General features: G+C 39.3%; 19 protein-coding genes. 16 read left to right on the forward strand and 3 right to left on the reverse strand.

All coding sequences use genetic code 11. The features are described from left to right. The first annotated feature begins 11 nt into the window (after positions 1-11). The 15 genes from polA (at position 12) to clpB (ending at position 16693) form a co-directional block, all read left to right on the forward strand. Positions 12-2657, forward strand: a complete 2646-nt coding sequence (polA, locus tag HMPREF2731_RS05565) for a DNA polymerase I (RefSeq protein WP_002309058.1) — start codon at positions 12-14, stop codon at positions 2655-2657. A gap of 44 nt (positions 2658-2701) precedes the next feature. After that, positions 2702-3538, forward strand: coding sequence for a DNA-formamidopyrimidine glycosylase (gene mutM, locus HMPREF2731_RS05570; protein ID WP_070872523.1), 837 nt, complete (start codon positions 2702-2704; stop codon positions 3536-3538). Further along, entirely contained in the window at positions 3502-4131 is a 630-nt protein-coding gene (coaE, locus tag HMPREF2731_RS05575; protein ID WP_070872525.1) for a dephospho-CoA kinase, read from the forward strand. The genes mutM and coaE overlap by 37 nt, the downstream gene beginning before the upstream one ends. Positions 4132-4182: 51 nt before the next feature. After that, positions 4183-4515 (forward strand): hypothetical protein, encoded by a 333-nt coding sequence (locus tag HMPREF2731_RS05580; RefSeq protein ID WP_002291968.1) that lies wholly within the window; start codon positions 4183-4185, stop codon positions 4513-4515. Positions 4516-4828: 313 nt separating this feature from the next. Continuing rightward, positions 4829-5332: a transcriptional regulator NrdR gene (gene nrdR / locus HMPREF2731_RS05585; protein ID WP_002291966.1), complete on the forward strand. Its 504-nt coding sequence runs from the start codon at positions 4829-4831 to the stop codon at positions 5330-5332. A gap of 22 nt (positions 5333-5354) precedes the next feature. Further along, a complete protein-coding gene (locus HMPREF2731_RS05590; RefSeq protein WP_002291965.1) occupies positions 5355-6728 on the forward strand; it encodes a replication initiation and membrane attachment family protein in 1374 nt (457 codons plus the stop codon). Continuing rightward, the gene (gene dnaI, locus HMPREF2731_RS05595) at positions 6728-7654 is read left to right on the forward strand and encodes a primosomal protein DnaI (RefSeq protein ID WP_002306563.1); all 927 of its coding nucleotides are present in this window, start codon (positions 6728-6730) and stop codon (positions 7652-7654) included. The genes HMPREF2731_RS05590 and dnaI overlap by 1 nt, the downstream gene beginning before the upstream one ends. A gap of 128 nt (positions 7655-7782) precedes the next feature. Further along, entirely contained in the window at positions 7783-8223 is a 441-nt protein-coding gene (locus HMPREF2731_RS05600) for a hypothetical protein (protein ID WP_070872526.1), read from the forward strand. Positions 8224-8365: 142 nt separating this feature from the next. Further along, positions 8366-9067, forward strand: a complete 702-nt coding sequence (locus HMPREF2731_RS05605) for a tRNA (adenine(22)-N(1))-methyltransferase (protein ID WP_002309061.1) — start codon at positions 8366-8368, stop codon at positions 9065-9067. Then, on the forward strand, positions 9064-10185 hold the full coding sequence (locus tag HMPREF2731_RS05610; RefSeq protein ID WP_002306565.1) for a Nif3-like dinuclear metal center hexameric protein: 1122 nt from the start codon (positions 9064-9066) through the stop codon (positions 10183-10185). Before HMPREF2731_RS05605 ends, HMPREF2731_RS05610 begins: the two co-directional genes overlap by 4 nt. A gap of 13 nt (positions 10186-10198) precedes the next feature. Continuing rightward, positions 10199-11431: a peptidase T gene (gene pepT, locus HMPREF2731_RS05615; protein ID WP_002291957.1), complete on the forward strand. Its 1233-nt coding sequence runs from the start codon at positions 10199-10201 to the stop codon at positions 11429-11431. 130 nt (positions 11432-11561) lie between these two features. Then, positions 11562-12470 (forward strand): diacylglycerol/lipid kinase family protein, encoded by a 909-nt coding sequence (locus tag HMPREF2731_RS05620; protein WP_070872528.1) that lies wholly within the window; start codon positions 11562-11564, stop codon positions 12468-12470. A gap of 34 nt (positions 12471-12504) precedes the next feature. Next, positions 12505-12777 (forward strand): DUF1294 domain-containing protein, encoded by a 273-nt coding sequence (locus HMPREF2731_RS05625; RefSeq protein ID WP_002306567.1) that lies wholly within the window; start codon positions 12505-12507, stop codon positions 12775-12777. Positions 12778-12787: 10 nt separating this feature from the next. Next, positions 12788-13834, forward strand: a complete 1047-nt coding sequence (locus HMPREF2731_RS05630; RefSeq protein WP_002306568.1) for a lysylphosphatidylglycerol synthase transmembrane domain-containing protein — start codon at positions 12788-12790, stop codon at positions 13832-13834. Positions 13835-14083: 249 nt separating this feature from the next. Continuing rightward, positions 14084-16693 (forward strand): ATP-dependent chaperone ClpB, encoded by a 2610-nt coding sequence (clpB, locus tag HMPREF2731_RS05635; protein ID WP_070872530.1) that lies wholly within the window; start codon positions 14084-14086, stop codon positions 16691-16693. 149 nt (positions 16694-16842) lie between these two features. Here the strand turns inward: clpB and HMPREF2731_RS05640 are convergent, their stop codons facing one another. From HMPREF2731_RS05640 to eis, 3 genes are read right to left on the reverse strand one after another with little or no spacing between them, the layout of a single operon-like run. After that, complete coding sequence (locus tag HMPREF2731_RS05640) at positions 16843-17529, reverse strand: DUF2238 domain-containing protein (RefSeq protein ID WP_156271025.1); 687 nt, start codon at positions 17527-17529, stop codon at positions 16843-16845. Beyond that, a complete protein-coding gene (locus tag HMPREF2731_RS05645) occupies positions 17507-18001 on the reverse strand; it encodes a nucleoside 2-deoxyribosyltransferase (RefSeq protein WP_002291949.1) in 495 nt (164 codons plus the stop codon). The genes HMPREF2731_RS05640 and HMPREF2731_RS05645 overlap by 23 nt, the downstream gene beginning before the upstream one ends. Before the next feature lie 19 nt (positions 18002-18020). Further along, on the reverse strand, positions 18021-19241 hold the full coding sequence (gene eis, locus HMPREF2731_RS05650) for a GNAT family N-acetyltransferase (protein ID WP_070872535.1): 1221 nt from the start codon (positions 19239-19241) through the stop codon (positions 18021-18023). 146 nt (positions 19242-19387) lie between these two features. Between eis and lepA the strand changes: the two genes are divergently transcribed. Next, a partial coding sequence (lepA, locus tag HMPREF2731_RS05655; protein WP_070872537.1) for a translation elongation factor 4 occupies positions 19388-21202 on the forward strand: 1815 nt, incomplete at its 3' end.

Genomic DNA, 21202 nt, shown 5'->3' on the forward strand with positions numbered 1-21202 from the left:
GAGTTAAGAAGATGACAAAAAATAAATTATTACTCGTTGATGGGAACAGTGTGGCTTTTCGCGCATTCTTTGCGCTGCACAATTCCCTTGAACGTTTCAAAAACAGAAACGGTCTTCATACAAATGCAATCTATGCATTCAATACGATGTTTGAAAATGTTATGCAAAAAGAGCAACCGACGCATGTTCTGGTTGCGTTCGATGCAGGAAAAACGACCTTTCGGACAGAAATGTATGCGGAGTACAAAGGAGGAAGATCTAAAACACCAGGCGAATTCAAAGAACAAATGCCATATATCCGTGATTTGTTGACGGGATTAGGTGTACAGTATTACGAATTGCCCAATTATGAAGCGGATGATATTATCGGTACTTTGGCAGAAAAAGTAGATAAAAATCAATTTGATGTCGTCGTACTTTCCGGTGATCGGGATTTGACTCAATTAGCTAGTAAAGAAGTAAAAGTGGATATCACTGTAAAAGGTGTCAGCGATATCGAAAGTTATACACCAGAACATGTGGCGGAAAAATATGATGGATTGATACCAAAACAGATTATTGACATGAAGGGACTAGCCGGAGATGCCTCTGACAATATCCCAGGTGTGACTAAAATCGGAGAAAAAACAGCTATCAAGCTATTGAAACAATATGGCTCAGTCGAAGGAATCTATGAGCATATTGATGAAATGAAGCAAAGCAAAATGAAAGAAAATCTGATAAATGACAAAGAGCAAGCGTTCTTATCGAAGAAATTGGCGACCATCAATACTTCAGCCCCTGTGGAGGTCTCTATCGACTCATTGAAGTATGAAGGGAAAAATCTCGATAAACTCGTTCCATTTTATAAAGAAATGGATTTCAATCAGTTCCTTTCTAAACTGAATATCGTTGAAGAAGAAGTAAAAATGGATGATATTTTATTTGAAGTCGTGCATGAATTTAAAGAGGAAATGTTTACTACGGATATGGCACTGTACGTGGAAATGATGGGCGACAATTACCATACAGAGGAAATCGTCGGAGTAGCGTGGGGGACAGAAAAGAAAATCTATGTCACGAATGATCTGTCTGTATTCGAAAACCAAGCGTTCCATTCTTGGATCACTGATCCGAACCGATTGAAAAAAGTATATGATGCGAAACGAACTTATGTTGCTTTAAATCGCTATACTGGAAAAACGAAAGGAATCGATTTTGATGTCTTGCTAGGTGCATACCTTCTCGATACGAATGAAAAAAGCACAGATATCGAAGGAATAGCTGCACATTACGGATACAACGATATCCAATCAGATGAAACTGTATACGGCAAAGGGGCGAAAAAAGGTTTACCAGAAGAAGAGGAACTCTTTTTTGCTCATTTAGCGCGAAAAGTAGCTGCAATCAATGCGTTAACACCAAAATTGAGCCAAGAACTGGCAGATAAAAACCAAGAAGATCTTTTCCGGAAAATGGAACTGCCATTGTCTATCATTTTGGCAGAGATGGAAATAAGCGGGATCAAAGTAGATGCGACTCGCTTACAAGAAATGAAGGGCGAGTTTTCTGCTCGCTTAAGAGAGATCGAACAAAAAATCTACGAAGAAGCCGGCGAAGAATTCAATTTGAATTCACCAAAGCAATTAGGAGTGATCTTATTTGAAAAAATGGGATTACCCGTCATCAAAAAAACAAAAACTGGGTACTCCACAGCCGTAGATGTACTGGAACAGCTTCGTGAACAAGCACCAATCGTAGAGGATATCCTAACCTATCGTCAAATCGCAAAAATTCAATCTACCTATGTCGAGGGACTGCTGAAAGTGATCCAATCAGATGGAAAAGTGCATACCCGTTATGTCCAGACATTGACCCAAACAGGACGATTAAGCTCTGTTGATCCTAATTTGCAGAACATCCCGATTCGATTAGATGAAGGGAGAAAGATACGTCAGGCATTTGTTCCGAGAGAAAAAGACTGGTTGATTTATTCTTCTGACTATTCACAAATCGAGTTACGCGTACTTGCGCATATCTCAAATGATGAACATTTGAAAGCTGCCTTCCTAGAAGGTCAAGATATCCATGCCAGCACAGCGATGCGCGTATTTGGAATCGAAAAGGCAGAGGATGTCACACCAAATATGCGTCGGCAGGCAAAAGCAGTGAATTTTGGTATCGTGTATGGCATCTCTGATTACGGACTTTCACAAAATTTAGGCATCAGCCGAAAAGCAGCACAGCAATACATCGATACGTACTTTGAAAAATACCCAGGTGTCAAAGAATATATGGAAAGAATCGTACGCGAAGCAAAAGATCAAGGCTACGTCGAAACGCTGTATCACCGCCGACGATATTTGCCAGACATCAATTCAAGAAATTACAATATCCGTTCTTTTGCGGAACGAACAGCTATCAATACACCAATTCAAGGAAGTGCTGCTGATATTTTGAAAATCGCGATGATTGAATTGGATAAACGATTAAAAGAAACAGGTCTTCAAGCTACGATGCTGTTACAAGTTCATGATGAACTTGTCTTCGAGGTACCTGAAAAAGAACTTGAATCATTAGATAAATTGGTGAAGGAAGTTATGGAACAAGCTGTTTCTCTCCATGTACCACTGATCACTGACAGCAGTTGGGGAAAAACGTGGTACGAAGCAAAATAAACATTGTTTAAGACAGAGCAATATAATGAAGGTGAAAAGAAAAAATGCCAGAATTACCAGAAGTAGAAACCGTTCGTAAAGGATTGGAACGGTTAGTAGTAGGAAAAACGATTCAGAAAGTGCAGGTCTTGTGGCCCAAGATCATTGAGCATCCAGAGACGCCCATCTTTGAGGCTTCTCTTGTTGGCGAAACCATCCAATCCATTGGACGTAGAGGGAAGTTTTTGATTTTTCATCTCGATCATTATGAACTGATCTCACACTTGCGAATGGAAGGAAAATATCAATTCACGAAAGAAAATACACCAATCGATAAACATACGCATGTACTTTTCTTTTTTGAGGACGGGAGCCAACTTCGCTACAACGATGTACGAAAATTTGGTCGTATGACAATTGTCGAAAAAGGAGCAAGTGCAACTTACCGAGGAATCATGAAATTAGGACCTGAGCCATTGCCTGACAGCTTTTTATTAGCAGATTTTGCAGCTGGACTGAAAAAATCGCACAAAGCAATCAAGCCTTTACTGCTAGATCAACGTCTAGTAACGGGACTAGGTAATATTTATGTAGACGAAGCATTATGGGAAGCGAAGATTCATCCAGAACAACCGGCGAATACATTACGTCCAAAAGAGATAGAACAATTACGTCTATCGATCATTGATGTTTTGAATCGTGCAATAGAAGCCGGAGGTACCACGATTCGCAGCTATTTGAATGCATTAGGAGAATCAGGCGGATTCCAAGTCGCACTGCATGTCTATCAGCAAACTGGCAAACCATGTATACGTTGTGGGACACCGATCGTGAAAATAAAAGTGGCACAAAGGGGGACTCACTATTGTCCGAATTGTCAAAGGCTGAAAATCGAAAAGTAGGCTTTGTTTTAGGTTTGACGGGCGGAATAGCTACTGGCAAAAGTACGGCAGCCAAAGTCTTTCAGTCTCATGGATTTCCTTTGATCGATGGTGACGTGATTGCTAGAGAAACTGTTGAGCTTGGAACGCTTGCTCTGAGGAAGGTTGTGTCCGTGTTTGGCCAAGAGATATTGCAGTCTGATGGTCAGCTAGATCGAGGGAAACTTGGGATGATTGTTTTTCCATCAAAGGAGAAACGACAAAAACTTGATCAGCTATTAGATCCGTTTATCCGAAAAGCGATAAAAGATCAAATCGCCTATCTAAGTTCCCATCATCCTTTAGTAATTGTAGATATCCCATTGCTCTATGAAGGTCATTATGACCACTATATGGATGCAGTAGCTGTCGTTTATACCACGCCAGATATTCAACTCAGACGCTTGATGAAACGTAATCAACTAACACTAGAACAAGCACAGCAGAGAATTAGCAGTCAACTTCCAATCGAAGAAAAAAAGCAGCGTGCGGATATTTTGTTTGACAACAACGGAACAAAAGAGGAACTTATGGAACAAATCGAAAATTGGCTTTCAGCTAATCGCTTTCTTTGAGTATCTGTGTCAAGTTTGCTATCCTGAGTATATAGAAAGCGAGGGATAGCGATGGGATCATTTAAAAACCAAAAGGATAAAGTCGTAGGTAACGCAAAAGAAAAAATCGGCGAAATACTCAATAAAGAAAATCTAATCGATGAAGGTCGTACGCAATCAGAAACAGCAGAAGAGAAAGAAAAGCAGTACCAAGCAAGAATCGATGAAATAGAAGACCAGCAGGCAGAAAAAGAAGCGAAACAGCAAGATTTGACTCAAGAACGAAAAAATCCGGTACCTGATCGTAGTAAGACACCGCTCCCAGAAAGTGAACACATTCCTGATGAACAAAAAATCGAGGAACAACGAATGAAACACTATACAGGAATCGAAGAGAAGTTATAAAACAATAAGAAATAGAGATGTGACTTGAAGCAGATGATAAGATGTTCATCTGCTTCAAGTTTTTTGTGCTAGCCGACTAAATCAGCTTTTGGGCGAGTCATTTCTCAGCAATCAAGGTCATCAGTACTGGAAAATTGAAATTGAATTAGGACAGGGGACATAATTACGCATGAAAATAGAAAAAATTGTTCTTATATCCGTGTTTTTTTGGGTAGGACAGTCGCGTTTGTGATTTGTTTCGTGTTATAATACAACTAGTTGTAAAGAAAGACACATCCTTTATATAAAAATGCGATGCAAGAGGTGAGACAAAATGAGATGTCCCAGATGTCAACATAATAATTCACGAGTAATCGACAGCCGTCAAGCAGATGATGGACGTGCGATCCGTCGCCGTCGCGAATGTGAGAATTGTTCGTTCCGATTCACTACTTTTGAACGAATTGAAGCTGCTCCGTTATTAGTCATCAAGAAAAACGGGGAACGCGAAGAATTCAATCGCGATAAAATTTTAAGAGGACTCATCCGCTCAGCAGAAAAAAGACCTGTAGCTATGGAGCAAATGGAACAAATCGTCAACCATGTCGAAAACCGCGTACGCAGTCTTGGGGAAAACGAAGTATCAACGAATCTGATTGGTGAATATGTGATGGAGGATTTAGTCGATTTAGATGAAATCGCGTATATCCGTTTTGCCAGTGTTTATCGCCAGTTCAAAGATATGTCTGTTTTCTTAAAAGAGCTGCAAGATATCGTGGATAAAGCAAAAGAAAATAATAAAGAGAATAATAAAGAGAATAATAAAGAAAACAATTAAGAAACAAAAAGGAGGCATTTCCTTGGAAAATGCTTGGAAAGAGCTTCAACCAAAAAATATTTACCAAGGAAGAAAAGAAGCTCCGCTGAGGGAAGACAGCAAGAACGCGTTGCTGTATCTTTATCAGCCACTGATCGGCGGAGAAGCCTTGAGTATCTATTTCACTCTGTTATCAGAGATCTCGCAAGAATCTGGTGAAGGTCCTGAAGGGATGCATGCAGATTTACTCAGTAGTCTAGGCTGCGGGATCCCTCAATTTTATGATGCAAGAAAAAAGCTGGAAGGAATCGGCTTACTGGATGTTTATTTTAAAGAAGATAGCGATCTGGGGCCTCGTTTTATTTATGAGTTGTTAGAGCCACTCATTCCTAAAGCATTTTTCAAAGATTCTGTTCTGGCATTTCTTCTTTTGGAAAAAGTTGGTGAACGACGATTCCAGAAGCTTACCCAGTTGTTTGAACCTAAAAGGCATACAACAGAGGGATATCAAAAAATCACAAAAAAATTTTTAGATGTTTATCGCTTCAATGAAGCAGTATACGCTGCTAATCAAGAAAACATCGAATCACTGAATAAATCTTTTGAAGAATCTGAGCCAGTAGCATTACTTGAAACAGATTCGACATTCGATTGGCAATTTTTGAATGATTGGCTGGCAAAAAAACATATGACTGTTCTTGATGATTCAATCATCAAACAAGTCGACATGTATCATCAGCTTTATGGATTCGATGAACTAACTCTTGGTGAACTCATCAGTCAATCTTATGATTTTAGTGAACAAAAAGTATCCATGAAGGAGCTGCAAAAAGCTGTTTTGGCAATGCAGAGACGACCAGTGAAGCAAATAAAGGAAACAGTAGCTGTTGCTGAAAACAGCAATGAATCTCCGACGAACGAACATTTGACAAATGCAGCGCTTCAGTTGATAAAAGAAGCACAGAGCATTCCGCCGATGAAATATCTGGAAGCAATCAAGTCAGAAAAAGGCGGATATGTTTCTAAACAAGAAACTTGGTTACTGCAAGACCTTGTTTCTCAATCAGGTCTTTCCAGCAGTGTGATCAATGTTTTGCTGAATTATGTATTGGTGATCAAAAATAATGCTAGCTTAAATGCTAGTTATGTGAATACAGTGGCAAATGAATGGGCACAAAAGAAAATCGCCACAGCAGAAGAAGCGATTCAGCATATTCGGCAAATAAGCAATCAAGCAAAACAATCAAAACAAAAAAAGCAAACAAATTATCCAAACGGCAAGCGAAATGTTCGGCGGGAAAAGCTTCCTGATTGGGTCAACCAGCCAAAAGATGAAAAACAGATCAGTAGTGAGAAAAAAGCAGAGATTGACCGCCGTTTTAAAGAATACCTGGCGAAAAAGGAGGGTGACATCTAATGGAAGACGTAGGCAAAGAATTGAAGAGGATCATCAGCAAACGTAATTATCAAGAAAAATATGCTGAAATGATTGCTGACGTCCTAAATGATACGGATGTTCAAGCTTTTCTAAGTGCACACCAAGAAGAACTGACACAAGCGGATATTGAAAAAAGCTACGCCAAATTGTATGAGTTCGTGCAAGAAAAGCGTAAATATCAAAAAAACGATCCAACGATGATCGCTCCAGGATACGAGCCGAAGTTGACGTTGAATTTTCATTATGTGGATGTCACTTATGTACCAACAGAAGCATTGTTAGCTCGGCAAAGACAAGAAGAAATTAGAAGCCGAGTAAAAGCAATGGATATGCCAAAAGATATTCAATCAGCATCTTTTGAAAACTTTGAGCGTACAGATGGACGAGGATATGCAAGCTTGGAAGCCCTAGATTTCGTAGAGAAATATACTGCAGATCCAAAAGGGTATCATAAAGGTCTTTATTTGGTGGGGAGTTTTGGTATTGGAAAAACATACTTATTAGGAGCAACAGCGAGAGAACTAGCGATTGCTGGATTCACCACGACATTAGTCCACTTTCCGACGTTTGCCGTTGAGATGAAACAGGCAATCGGAAAAGATCAAGTGGCAGAAAAGCTAGATGCAGTGAAGCGTTCCCCCATTTTAATGATTGACGATATTGGTGCAGACGCGATGAGCAGTTGGATACGGGATGAAGTATTTGGCGTCATCCTTCAATATCGGATGCAGGAACAGCTACCGACCTTCTTCTCATCAAATTTCACAATGGATGAATTGGAACAGCATTTGTCCGTCACTCAACGTGGAGATGAAGAGCCGCTGAAAGCAAAACGCATAATGGAACGCATACGTTATTTGACAAAAGAAATCGAAATGACTGGTCGCAACCGCCGCAATGGTTGAACAGTTGATAAGTCCAACTGATATTTGACCAAGGAGTAAAAGCAGGTCAGCGAATCTTTACATGGACAGAAATGACCGGAGACAATCACCGCAACAAGTAATGCAAAAACTTAAACGGAGGATTTTTTATGAGGGCTATTTTTTCTAGTATATATGTAGTTGGTCTATTTTTTATTTTAGCAGGATGCGGTAGTGCAGACAGCAACACAGGTTCTCTTGATTCGATTGATGCGGGTCAAACAATAAAAACAAGCAGTACGAAAACGGAGGGACAAAGCATATTTGTAGGAACGATTGAAAGCATCACTCAAGTAGAAGCGGAAGAAGAAACGATTCAACTGAAACTCGTCGATGTCATGGCCAAAGAAGATCCAGCGAATATGGGGACATCATTCAGCAATGACGGAGTGATTTTGAATGATACTGCTGAAAAAATAAGCGTGGACATAGATGAACTGAAAATCGGTGACAAAGTCCAATTTACATTAGTTGAGATGCCGATCATGACGATGTCTATCCCACCACAAGTGCCTGGAGATTCGATCATTGATATTTCATTGAACAAATAATTAACAACATTTTTCAAAAATAAGAAAATGTTGTTTTATAGAACAAAAAGGTATAATTTTTAAGGAGATCTGGGAATTTTTTTATTCCTAGTCTCCTTATTTTATATGGAAAATGCTATAATTACCTAGAAGGAGTGAAGCTATGAACCATTTAGATTTATCTCAGCGCTTAGCGGCAGTTGGTGAATTTGTTCCTGAATCTGCTCGTTTAGCAGACATTGGATCAGATCACGCATACTTACCTGTTGCATTGATGCTAAAAGGAAAAATCAAATATGCAGTTGCAGGTGAAGTCGTTCAAGGTCCTTATGAATCAGCACGTAAGCAAGTCCAAAAAGATGGATTGGAAGACCGTATCACTGTACGTCTTGCAAATGGTCTAGATGCGATCCAACCGCAAGATGCTATAACGGCTGTCACGATCGCGGGTATGGGAGGTTCGCTGATCCGAGAGATCCTAGAAGCTGGCAAGTTGCATCAACGCCTAAGTGGACAAGAACGTTTGATCCTTCAGCCAAATATCGGAGAGCGTACGTTACGATCATGGCTGCAAGAAAATCAATACAAAATCCAATCAGAAAAAATACTTGAAGAAAACAAAAAAATATATGAAATTATTGTAGCCGAAAAAGAACAAAAACCAGTTACTTACAACGAAATGGAGCTGATGTTCGGACCATTTCTGCTCGAAGAGAAAAGTGAGATCTTCAAATCAAAATGGACAAGAGAGCTTCAACAAAGAAAAGCTATCCGTGAACAGCTCAAACAAGCAGCTAATCAAGAGGCACGTCAAAAACAAATCGAACAGGAAATCCAAATGATTGAGGAGGTTTTAGAGATATGACAATAAGCGGACGTACCTTCATCCAAAAGTTTGAGAGCTATTGTCCTCAATGGCTAGCTGAAGAAGGAGACCCAGTCGGACTGCATATTGGAACATTAGATAAACCGATTCAACGGGTAATGATGACATTAGATGTTCGCCCAGAAGTGGTCGAAGAAGCAATCGAGAAAAAAATCGATCTGCTGATTGCTAAACATCCCCCAATCTTTCGCCCTGTAAAACGGCTGACTACTGATCAGCCGCAAGAAAAAATGTATGCAGATCTGTTGAAACATGATATTGCCGTTTATGCGGCACACACGAATATGGATATTATTTGGGACGGACTGAATGACTGGTTTTGCGAACTGCTTGGTATTGAAGTGGAGAGTCATTTAGTGAAGACTCATGAAATCCATTATAAAAAACTGGCGGTTTATGTACCTGTGGATCATGCACAGAAAATGCGGGAAGCATTAGCTGCAGCTGGTGCTGGTACGCAAGGCGATTATACCGGTACAAGTTTTACCTCGATTGGACACGGTCGATTTACTCCGAATGTTGGTGCACAACCAGCGATTGGGAAAGTAGGGAAGGCAGAACAAGTCCAAGAAGCAAAAGTCGAGGTTATTTTGCCCGAAACAATCGAAAAACAAGTGATTGATGCCATGCAATCGGTTCATCCTTATGAAGAACCTGCGTACGATCTTTTCGCAATTGATGAACCAGTCGAAAAGTTTGGGCTAGGTCGAATAGGTGAATTACCGCAAGAAATCCCCTTAGAAACATTTGTGGAACAAGTAAAAAAAGTTTTCCAATTAGAAGGACTGAGAATCGTTCAGCCTCAAAAAACAAAATCATCCATCAAGCGTATTGCGATTTGCGGTGGAAGCGGCGAAAAATTTTATCCGCAAGCAATCGCTCAAAGAGCAGACGTCTATATCACCGGAGACATCTATTATCATACGGCTCATGATATGCAAAGCGCCGGGTTGATTGCAATTGATCCCGGACATTATATTGAATCGTTATGTAAGGAACGGTTCATCGAGAAATTTGAGACTTGGAAACAAGAAGAAAATTGGGATATTGACTTTTTCGTTTCTGAAACGAATACAAACCCATTTCAATTTAATTAAAGGAGAGAATACTATGTACGAAAATCTTTTGCCACGTTTTTTACGGTATGTCAAAACAGAAACACGCTCCGATGCAACAAGCAAAACGACCCCATCGACTCAGACACAAGTTGCTTTTGCACAAGAATTGAAAAAAGAATTAGAAGAGTTAGGTTTATCAGATGTTTTCTATAATGAAGACAATGGATTCGTTATGGGAACATTACCAAGCAATGTCGATCATGAAGTGCGTTCCATTGGATTTATTTCCCACATGGATACAGCAGACTTTAATGCAGTAGGAGTCAATCCACAAATCATTGAAAACTATGATGGAGAGTCTACGATCGTACTAGATGCGGAAGAACGTTACACGTTGAATACAAAAGATTTCCCAAATTTGAAAAATTATGAAGGCCACACGTTGATCACTACAGATGGCAGTACTTTACTGGGAGCAGATGACAAATCAGGGATTGCGGAAATCATGACTGCAATGGAGATCTTGATCAATAATCCTTCTATCCCTCATGGTACCATCAAAGTAGCTTTTGGACCTGATGAAGAAATCGGTGTCGGAGCGGATAAATTCGATGTTGAGCAATTCAATGTGGATTTTGCTTATACAGTCGACGGCGGTCCTTTAGGTGAATTGCAGTATGAAACATTCAGCGCTGCTCAAGCAAATATCACGATCCAAGGGAAAAATGTACATCCAGGGACGGCAAAAGATACGATGATCAATGCTTTACAGCTGGCCATTGATTTTCATAATCAGCTTCCAGCCGATGAAGTTCCAGAAAAAACAGAAGGATACGAAGGTTTCTTCCATTTGATGGCATTGAATGGGAATCCTGAAGAAGCTTCTATGAGTTATATCATTCGCGATCATGATCGTGAAAAATTCGAAGCACGCAAAGCACAAATCACACATATCCAAGAAGAATTGAATCAACGATTTGATCAAGAACGAATCAAAGTAGATATGTATGATCAATATTACAACATGAAAGAAATCATCGAAAAAGATATGAGCATCGTGGAATTAGCGAAACAAGCAATGATCGAGCTTGGGATCTCTCCAGTGATCGAACCAGTCCGAGGAGGAACAGATGGTTCAAAAATCTCTTACATGGGTATTCCGACGCCAAATCTATTTGCCGGAGGAGAAAATATGCACGGTCGATTCGAATTTGTTTCTTTACAAGTAATGGAAAAAGCAACAGATGTGATTGTTAAAATTGCAGAATTGAACACAAAGAGTTAAAATCGAAAAAGAACAGCTTATGACAAGGCGTTCGTCCGATGATGGAATGTCATCTGTCTAAGGCTAAAGGGCAGGACAATGGAATGGATTGTCCCGCCCTCTTTTTTGAAGAGTAAATAGGAGGTAAAGAATGAAAAAGCTGCTAGTTTTTTATAACAAAAGTTCAGGGAAAGATGAGGGGGAGAAATTAGCACGCTGGTTTCAAGATTATGTAAAAGAAAAGCAACCAGAATTATTTGTAGATTTAGCTGAAACTGGCCCGTCGATTGACCATGCGGATTTAGTCAAGAAAGCAGAAGCTATAGGAGCCGATACTCTAGTGATCATAGGAGGGGACGGAACGATCAATCATATCGTCCAAGCGTTCCAGCAAACGTTATCTCAGTATCATATCGGATTACTTCCAGGTGGAACAGTCAATAATCTCGCACGTGTCCTTGAGATTCCATTGAAGAAAGAAGAGGCTGCTGACGTGATTCTAGAAGGAAATGTCCGAAAAATAGACTATGGCCAAGTCAATGATGCAGTCATTATCTCTACACTGACAATCGGTATCTTAGCCGATACAGCAGTTTGGATCAGTCAAGAAGAAAAACAGCGTTATGGCTCGTGGATTTTTATCAAGAAATTCTTTAAGTTATTGCTGAAGAAGAAAAAATATCATTTGGATTTAGAAACAGACGAGGAGCATTGGAAAGGAAAATCTCAGTTATTGACAGTCACGATGTCTAACTCCGTGGGCGGCTTTACAAATTTCGACGATTCAGCGACCCCAGATGATGGAAAATTCCATGTAACGATCGTACCTTCCTTAGATATTTTCCGATTTATTTTTTATTTGCCTAGAATCATGAGAGGAAAATTCTATACGATACCTGGCATCACTTATTTCACAGCCAAACGCATGAAAATCAAAGCAAAGGAAAAATCTGTTGGCACTCGGACAGATGGAGACACGACAGATGATCTTCCAGTTGAATTATCTGTTGTATCAAAAGGATTAGCAGTTTATTCACCAAAAAAAGAAGAACAAGCTTAGAAATAGTAGTTAATAGAAAGTTGGAAGAAGAATAATGGATGTATTGTTGCACAATCCTTTGTGGTTTTATCTATTCATTGTAAATTTTTATTTATTTTGTCTGATGGGATATGATAAACATCAGGCTCGAAATGGCGGCTGGCGTGTACCTGAAAATAACTTGATATTTGTCAGTCTGTTAGGCGGTGGTTTGGGAGGATTGATTTCTCGGAAAGTTTTTCATCATAAAACAAGGAAAAAAAAGTTTACCGTAGGATTCACTGCGGGTGTGCTTGTTGATTTGATTCTCATTTATTTTTTCCATTAAGGAGCAGGAGATGTCATCTAAAGGAACGAAAATTAAAATCATTCTGAATCTGCTTTTGCTGATTGCGATTTTTGCTATTATTTATTATTTAATCAATCAATCATTTGCAGATATCTTTGCCGAATTAATGTCTACCAGTGTTGTCGTTTTGGCAGCCACTGTTATATTAGGGACAGTTTACCAAATCGCTGAAGGGCGCTCAATCAAAGAAATTGCTGAACCTTTCGCGCCGAATTTTACAACGAAAGATGGGTTCTTGACCTCTAGCTATATTGCGTTTTATCGAATCGTTTCGTTTGGTACAGGAACATTGATCTCGGAAATTTATTTTTATAATAAAAAAGGAATGAAACTGTCTCAGGGAGCAGGAGTGACAGCACTCCATATGATCATGTACAAACTTGCAGTGATTACCTATGCGTTAGCTGGCTTGCTCATCCAATTCTCTCTTTTTTATTCTAATAGTCCGTCAATGATCTGGTTTATTATTGCTGGAATTCTTTTGACGATCGTGATTGTTGCCTTTTTATTGGTAATGTCCATCAGTCTGAATGTCCAAATATTTTTTGTCAGCTTATCGAATAAGTTATTTAAGAGTGAGCGTTTGCGAAAATGGGTGGATACATGTAATCAGCAGATCTACTCTTTAAGGGAAACGGTCCAAACCATTATCCAAGACAGGACTGCGCTATTGCGTATTTATCTATGGAATATGTTGAAACTTGTATTTTGGTATGTACTTCCCTATTTGATTCTGATTGAAAACCATCCTAAAATAGATTTTCTACTGACCATTTCGTTTATCAGCTTTGCAGTAGTGCTTTCAGGGGTTATTCCTACGCCAGCTGGTATTGGCTCCTTTGAATTTGTCTACTTGTTATTGTTTAGACCAGTTGTCGGAACAGTTGACGCAGTTTCTTCGCTTTTGTTGTATCGTTTCAGTTCCTTTATCTTGCCATTTCTCTATGGATTTGTGTATGTGATTGCTGAACGGCGAAGAGTGATCAAAGAAGAAATAATAGAAGTAAAAAAAGAGAATAAAGAAAATCAAGGGTAGGTCTTTTATAAGATCTACACTTTTTATCAAATCAAAGAAAAACGTTATGGGTAAGATAATTTTACGTTTGTTTTGCTCTTTTTTTGTATGTATACAATCAATTTTGTTTTTTTAAGATTTATATAAGACGAGAAAAAAAGTCAAAAAAACATGTGTATATTTTGACCAAAATTGACCAAAGAGATATAATAGTTTGTGTAAAGATCAAAGAAATAAGTGATCTTACCTTTAATTAGGAGGTATACCTGTATGAATATTGAGAAAATGACTACGACGCTTCAAGAAGCGATTGCTGAAGCTCAACAGATTGCGGTCACTCGAAAACACCAAGATATCGACATTGCCCATGTATGGAAAATCTTTTTACAACCTAATCATTTTGGTCGAAATTTCTATACGGATGCCGGATTGGATGTCGAATCTTTTGAACATGAAATCGATCGTCTACTGGATGAGTATCCAGTTGTTTCTGGTGGAAACGTCCAATATGGACAAAACCTCAGCCAGAATTTCTTTCGATTATTGAATGAAGCAGACCAAATACGTGAAAGCTTCGGCGACGAGTTTCTTTCAACGGAAGTCGTTATTTTAGCGTTGATGAAATTAAAAAATTATCCGTTAACTGTTTATTTGAATAAAAACGGATTATCTGAAAAAGAATTGCGTAAAAACATCGAAGAGATGAGAGGAGGAGAAAGGGTGACCTCGCAAAACCAAGAAGAACAATACAAAGCATTAGAAAAATACGGCGTTGATTTAGTACAGCAAGTCAAAAGTGGAAAAATGGATCCAATCATCGGTCGTGATGAAGAAATCCGTGATGTCATCCGTATTCTTTCACGAAAAACAAAAAATAATCCTGTTCTGATAGGAGAACCAGGTGTAGGTAAAACGGCGATCGTTGAAGGACTTGCTCAACGTATCGTACGCAAAGATGTGCCTGAAAATTTAAAAGATAAAACGATTTTTTCATTAGATATGGGTGCATTGATCGCTGGAGCAAAATTCCGCGGTGAATTTGAAGAAAGACTAAAAGCGGTCTTGAAAGAAGTCAAAAAAAGTGATGGGCGGATCCTCTTGTTCATTGATGAAATTCACAATATCGTAGGAGCAGGAAAAACAGAAGGAAGTATGGATGCCGGAAATCTGTTGAAACCAATGCTTGCTCGCGGTGAATTACATTTGATCGGTGCCACAACTTTAGATGAATACCGTCAATATATGGAAAAAGACAAAGCGTTGGAACGTCGCTTTCAAAAGGTATTAGTCAAAGAACCAACAGTGGAAGATACGATCAGTATTCTGCGTGGATTAAAAGAACGTTTTGAGATCCACCATGGTGTTAACATCCATGACAACGCACTGGTCGCAGCAGCTACTTTATCTGACCGTTATATTACTGATCGATTCTTACCAGACAAAGCAATCGATTTGATCGATGAAGCCAGTGCAACGATTCGGGTAGAAATGAACTCTATGCCAACGGAATTAGATCAAGTGACCAGACGTTTGATGCAGTTGGAAATCGAAGAAGCTGCACTGAAAAAAGAATCAGATGATGCAAGTAAAAAACGACTGAAAAATTTGCAAGAAGAATTAGCTGAACTTCGTGAAGAAGCAAATGCAATGAAGATGCAGTGGGAAACAGAAAAAGAAGAGGTCAATTCTGTTTCAGCAAAACGTGCTGAAATCGATAAAGCAAAACACGAATTAGAAGATGCAGAAAATAACTATGATCTGGAACGCGCTGCTGTATTGCGCCATGGTACGATACCTCAATTAGAAAAAGAATTGAAGGAACTAGAAACCAAAGCAAAAGACAGCGAGATCAAGATGGTTCAAGAGTCCGTTACCGAAAATGAAATTGCTCAAGTCGTTGGCAGATTAACGGGTATCCCCGTAACGAAACTTGTAGAAGGCGAACGAGAAAAACTGATTAAATTGAATGAAACGCTTCACAAACGAGTGATTGGTCAAGATGAAGCAGTTGATGCGGTCAGTGACGCGGTGATTCGTTCACGGGCTGGATTGCAAGACCCAAATCGTCCTCTAGGTTCTTTCCTTTTCCTAGGACCAACTGGTGTCGGAAAAACCGAATTAGCGAAAGCTTTAGCTGAGAACTTGTTTGACTCAGAAGATCATATGGTACGGATCGATATGAGTGAATATATGGAAAAACATGCTGTGTCTCGTCTAGTCGGAGCTCCTCCAGGCTATGTAGGTTACGAAGAAGGTGGACAATTAACGGAAGCTGTCAGACGAAATCCTTATACAATCGTCTTGTTGGATGAAATCGAAAAAGCGCATCCCGATGTCTTCAATATCTTGTTACAAGTCCTAGATGACGGACGCCTAACCGATTCAAAAGGGCGAGTAGTTGATTTCAAAAATACGGTTCTGATCATGACTAGCAATATCGGTTCACAGTTACTGTTGGAAGGTGTGACTGCTGATGGAACGATTCCAGAAGCAGTGGCTGAACAAGTCAACACGCTATTACGTGGAAACTTCAAACCAGAATTCTTGAACCGAATCGACGACACGATTTTATTTACACCATTGAGCCTAGACAACGTGAAAGGAATCGTTGACAAAATGGTGGCGCAATTGGCACAACGTCTGGAACATCAAGAAATCCTACTAACAATCAGTGATGAAGCCAAAACGTGGATCGCTGAAAATGCTTATGAACCAGCATATGGTGCCAGACCATTGAAACGATTTATCACTAAGGAAGTAGAAACACCATTAGCTAAAGAAATCGTTGCAGGACATGTTATTCCTAAATCAAAAGTAACGATTACTTTACTTGATGGACAACTTCATTTCAAAACAGAAGAGCTAGAAGAAATCGTCTAATCTTCCATTGAGACTATAAAAGAAAAAAGGGGTCTGACACAACTACTGTCAGACCTCCTTTTTTTCAAATAAACAGTGTTCCAGAAGTAGCTTTTTCGGATATAAGCCGAAATTTTTTGAGCTGTCCACTTCTGTCACGACCTTTGTTATTAAGTATTTTTCACTTTTTCTAATTTATAACTTTCAAAGTAACGCTCATCTTTTTTACTTTGAGACCAAGCAAACAATCCCATCAAGGCAGCACCTATCGTATTTGTCAGCAAGTCGCCCATCGTATCCATCAATGCTGCTCGTCCAACAAACAGTGTGCCATCAGAAGCAGCAAAACGTTGAAGATTCATGCCTAAGAACTGGTCGCATAAGAATTCCCAGAACTCCCAAAACACGCCGCAAAGTCCAGCAAACGCAAAGCCGAATAAGAGGAACAACCAAGGACTGGTTTTTGATATCTCCGCATCTTTCATCAAGTAACCAATCAATCCATAGCCAAGAGCTGTCAGAACCATTGGACTCACTGCATGTAAGATTTTGTCCCAAAAAGAGATGATACTAATCAAATGCATCCCTGTACCTAAAAAGACAGAGATAAATAAGAAAAACCAGTAAAACAAAACGATTGCTGCTGGAATTTTAAGTTTGAAAACTGTCAAAATGACTTGTGGCATGAAAATAAATGCAATTCCTAATAAAGATTCCACGATAAATGTGATTCCTTGAGAAGTCGAATACTTTTGGGTGATAAATTCATAAAAATTATAACAGACAACGAATACACCAAAAGCAAGTAAAGCTATTTGAACCTTTTTGATTTCTTTAATCACTGAAAGTCCCTCCATCTAAAAATCTTTTTACTTCTGAAAGCAACTCAGTCTCTGAAGAAACCACTTTTCCGTTCAATTTGATCAGTCCTACTGTATATAAGTTCAGATAGTGAAATTGATTCTCAGCTGTTTCCTGTAGCGCAGCGATTTTTTTCGGGTGGGCTCCGCCTTGCTGCCGGGTATCAGTATACAAACCAATCACTGGGATACCTTTCGCATAAGCCACACCGATTTCTGATGCTACGCCAGCATCAATCGTCAATCCATCTAATAAAGCGATCATCAAATCGCTTTCCAGCACTTTTTCTGTATCTGCAAGAGCAATCATCCGACTGTCTGCATAAGCAGTTTTGTCATTGATTGCTTCATTTTCTTGAGGAAGATAAATTGAAAGTTTAGAAGAGATCGCTCTGACTTCTTTAACTATCTGCTCGTTATATAACAAATCACTTTTAGCAAACATTGGTGCGGCAAAATAAATTTTCATCTAAACATCATCCTTTTTATTAAAAATAATCGCTAAAGTAAGCTTCCATATTTGGAATAATACGCTCTAGTGACTTCAGTGTTTCTTCATCTGTTTCTAACCGTTCGATTCTTGCCAAATAAGAAGCACGTCGATAATTCATCATCAAGCATGTCAATGTTTGGATATTCAATCGAACAGGTTTTCCTATAGGTTCATTCAAGACACGGACTTGTCCTTGTTCATCCCATGTTAAGGCGAAGATGCCATTATTCCAAGGAGCGACAGGATCTTCAATGATGAAATGAAAAGCATCAGCTGTTCCAACAAACGGAAAATGTTGTAGGAATTCTTTTACATCAACGATCCGAGCCATAAAATATGGTTCGATCTGCTCTTTGATCTGACTGTCTTCAATCAAAAAAGCTAAGGGTTCATTTTTGTAAATATCTCCACGTACCCAGTAAATCATGGAAAAATGTGCGGAAATAAAGTTCCATAAGCCATTTCGAGCTTCTTGATCAAGATAGAACATTTCTTTTACGTGAAATATTTCTTCAGCTACCCAGTAGAATAGAACACCTCTTGGTTCATGATTGCTATCGTAGTAGACAGCGGCTGTGCGCTCATCTTCATTTTCGAAACGCCAATATTCTTCCCAATGAAAATTACTGCGGAATAAAGCACCATGGTTTCGTTGGGCAAATTTGTCATAAACGGCAAATACATCTGGATGATCAACTGGTAATCGTTCAACCATCCCACTTACTGGGACTTGTTTAGGTAGCTGTGTATCTCTGATTTTAAAGGAAAGTTTATCAGACATAATCTCCCATCCTTTGCGCCGATAATAGGGGATACTGTAAGGATACAAATAAGAGATCCATTGCTTGTTCTTGCGCATATTATCCAATGCAACGATGATTAAATCTTGCATCAATCCGTGGTTCGCATATTCTGGATAAGTTCCAACTCCAGTCACGCCTCCCATTTTATAACGTGCACCGTGAATATTGACTTCACAAGGATAGATAGCGATTTGAGAGATTAGTTTGTTTTCATGAAACCACCCGAACACTTTTGATACTTCTAAAATCGGTCTTTTGGAACGGATAAAAGCTCGTTTATTCTCAAACCCGCTTTCCTCGATATCTGCTTCAGTCACTTGGAACACATAGGAAAGTAATTCGTTGAACTGATCGATATGTTCTTGAGTGACTGGTTTTAATTCAAGATTTTCTCTAAAATCTTTTTGATCCATTTTTTCATCTCCATTTATTAGCTTGATAACAGTATAGCAAAATTCTACCAAAAAAACTTCTAAAGCTGACTAATTAAAAAGTCTTTAAATTACTGCTTTTCGTTGGTATAATGGAAAGTGCTGATTATATGAAAAGAGGAGACGCTATGGATATAAAGAAAATGAAAGAACGCCAAGAGCAGATTCGTAATTTTTCGATCATTGCTCATATCGACCATGGAAAATCTACATTGGCCGATCGTATTTTAGAAATGACGCACACTGTGACGTCTCGCGAAATGCAAGATCAGCTGTTAGACTCGATGGATTTGGAACGTGAACGTGGAATCACGATTAAATTAAATGCTGTAGAACTCAATTACACAGCGAAAAACGGAGAAACATATATCTTTCACTTGATTGACACTCCAGGGCACGTCGACTTCACCTATGAAGTCTCTCGAAGCCTTGCTGCCTGTGAAGGCGCCGTTTTAGTGGTTGATGCAGCCCAAGGAATCGAAGCACAAACATTGGCCAATGTTTATTTAGCGTTAGACAATGATTTGGAGATCCTGCCAGTCATCAATAAAATCGACCTACCCGCAGCAGATCCCGAACGTGTCCGTCAAGAAATCGAAGACGTAATCGGAATCGATGCTAGTGAAGCTGTATTAGCTAGTGCAAAAGCAGGGATTGGAATTGAAGATATTCTCGAGCAGATTGTGGAATATGTTCCAGCACCAAGTGGAGACTTAGATGCACCGCTAAAAGCTTTGATCTTTGATTCTATTTATGATAGTTACCGCGGTGTTGTTCTAAATGTCCGGATCACGGACGGTATGGTCAAACCCGGAGATAAAATCAAACTGATGAGTAATGGCAAAACATTTGATGTTACAGAAGTCGGGGTCTTCTCGCCAAAAGCAGTTGCTAGAGACTTTTTGATGGTCGGTGATGTTGGTTATATCACAGCAAGTATCAAAACTGTCCAAGATACTCGAGTAGGGGATACAGTAACATTAGCAGACAATCCTGCCGCTGAAGCTTTACCAGGTTACCGAAAAATGAATCCGATGGTTTATTGTGGTCTTTATCCAATTGATACTTCTCGTTACAACGATTTGCGGGAAGCTTTAGAAAAACTGCAATTGAACGATGCTGCTTTACAATTCGAACCAGAAACTTCTCAAGCATTGGGATTTGGGTTCCGCTGCGGATTCTTAGGACTTCTTCATATGGATGTCGTCCAAGAACGTTTGGAACGAGAATTCAATCTAGAATTGATTACGACTGCACCATCCGTTATTTACCATGTTAATAAAACAGATGGTACGACTGCTACAGTTGATAACCCGGCAGATTTTCCTGAACCTGTAACGATCCAAGATGTAGAAGAACCATTTGTCAAAGCACAGATTATGGTGCCCAATGATTTTGTCGGTGCAGTCATGGAACTTTCTCAACGAAAACGGGGTGAATTCATTACGATGGATTATTTAGACGATTACCGAGTAAATGTCGTCTATAATATTCCGCTTTCTGAAATCGTCTTTGACTTTTTTGACAAATTGAAATCAAGTACAAAAGGCTATGCCTCATTGGATTATGAAATGTCTGGTTATCAAAAAAGCAAGTTAGTGAAGATGGACATCTTGCTGAATGGAGAAAAAGTCGATGCATTAAGCTTTATCGTTCACCGAGACTTTGCCTATGAACGTGGAAAAGCAATCGTTGAAAAACTGAAAAAACTAATCCCACGCCAACAATTTGAGGTGCCAATCCAAGCAGCTATTGGACAAAAAATCGTTGCCCGTTCAGACATCAAGGCCTTGCGTAAAAACGTCTTGGCTAAATGTTATGGTGGAGATGTTTCTCGTAAACGTAAACTCTTAGAGAAACAAAAAGAAGGGAAGAAGCGGATGAAACAAATCGGCTCCGTCGAAGTTCCGCAAGAAGCCTTCATGGCTGTTCTGAAAATGGAT

Source organism: Enterococcus sp. HMSC072F02 (assembly GCF_001837725.1).
Taxonomy (GTDB): domain Bacteria; phylum Bacillota; class Bacilli; order Lactobacillales; family Enterococcaceae; genus Enterococcus_B; species Enterococcus_B lactis.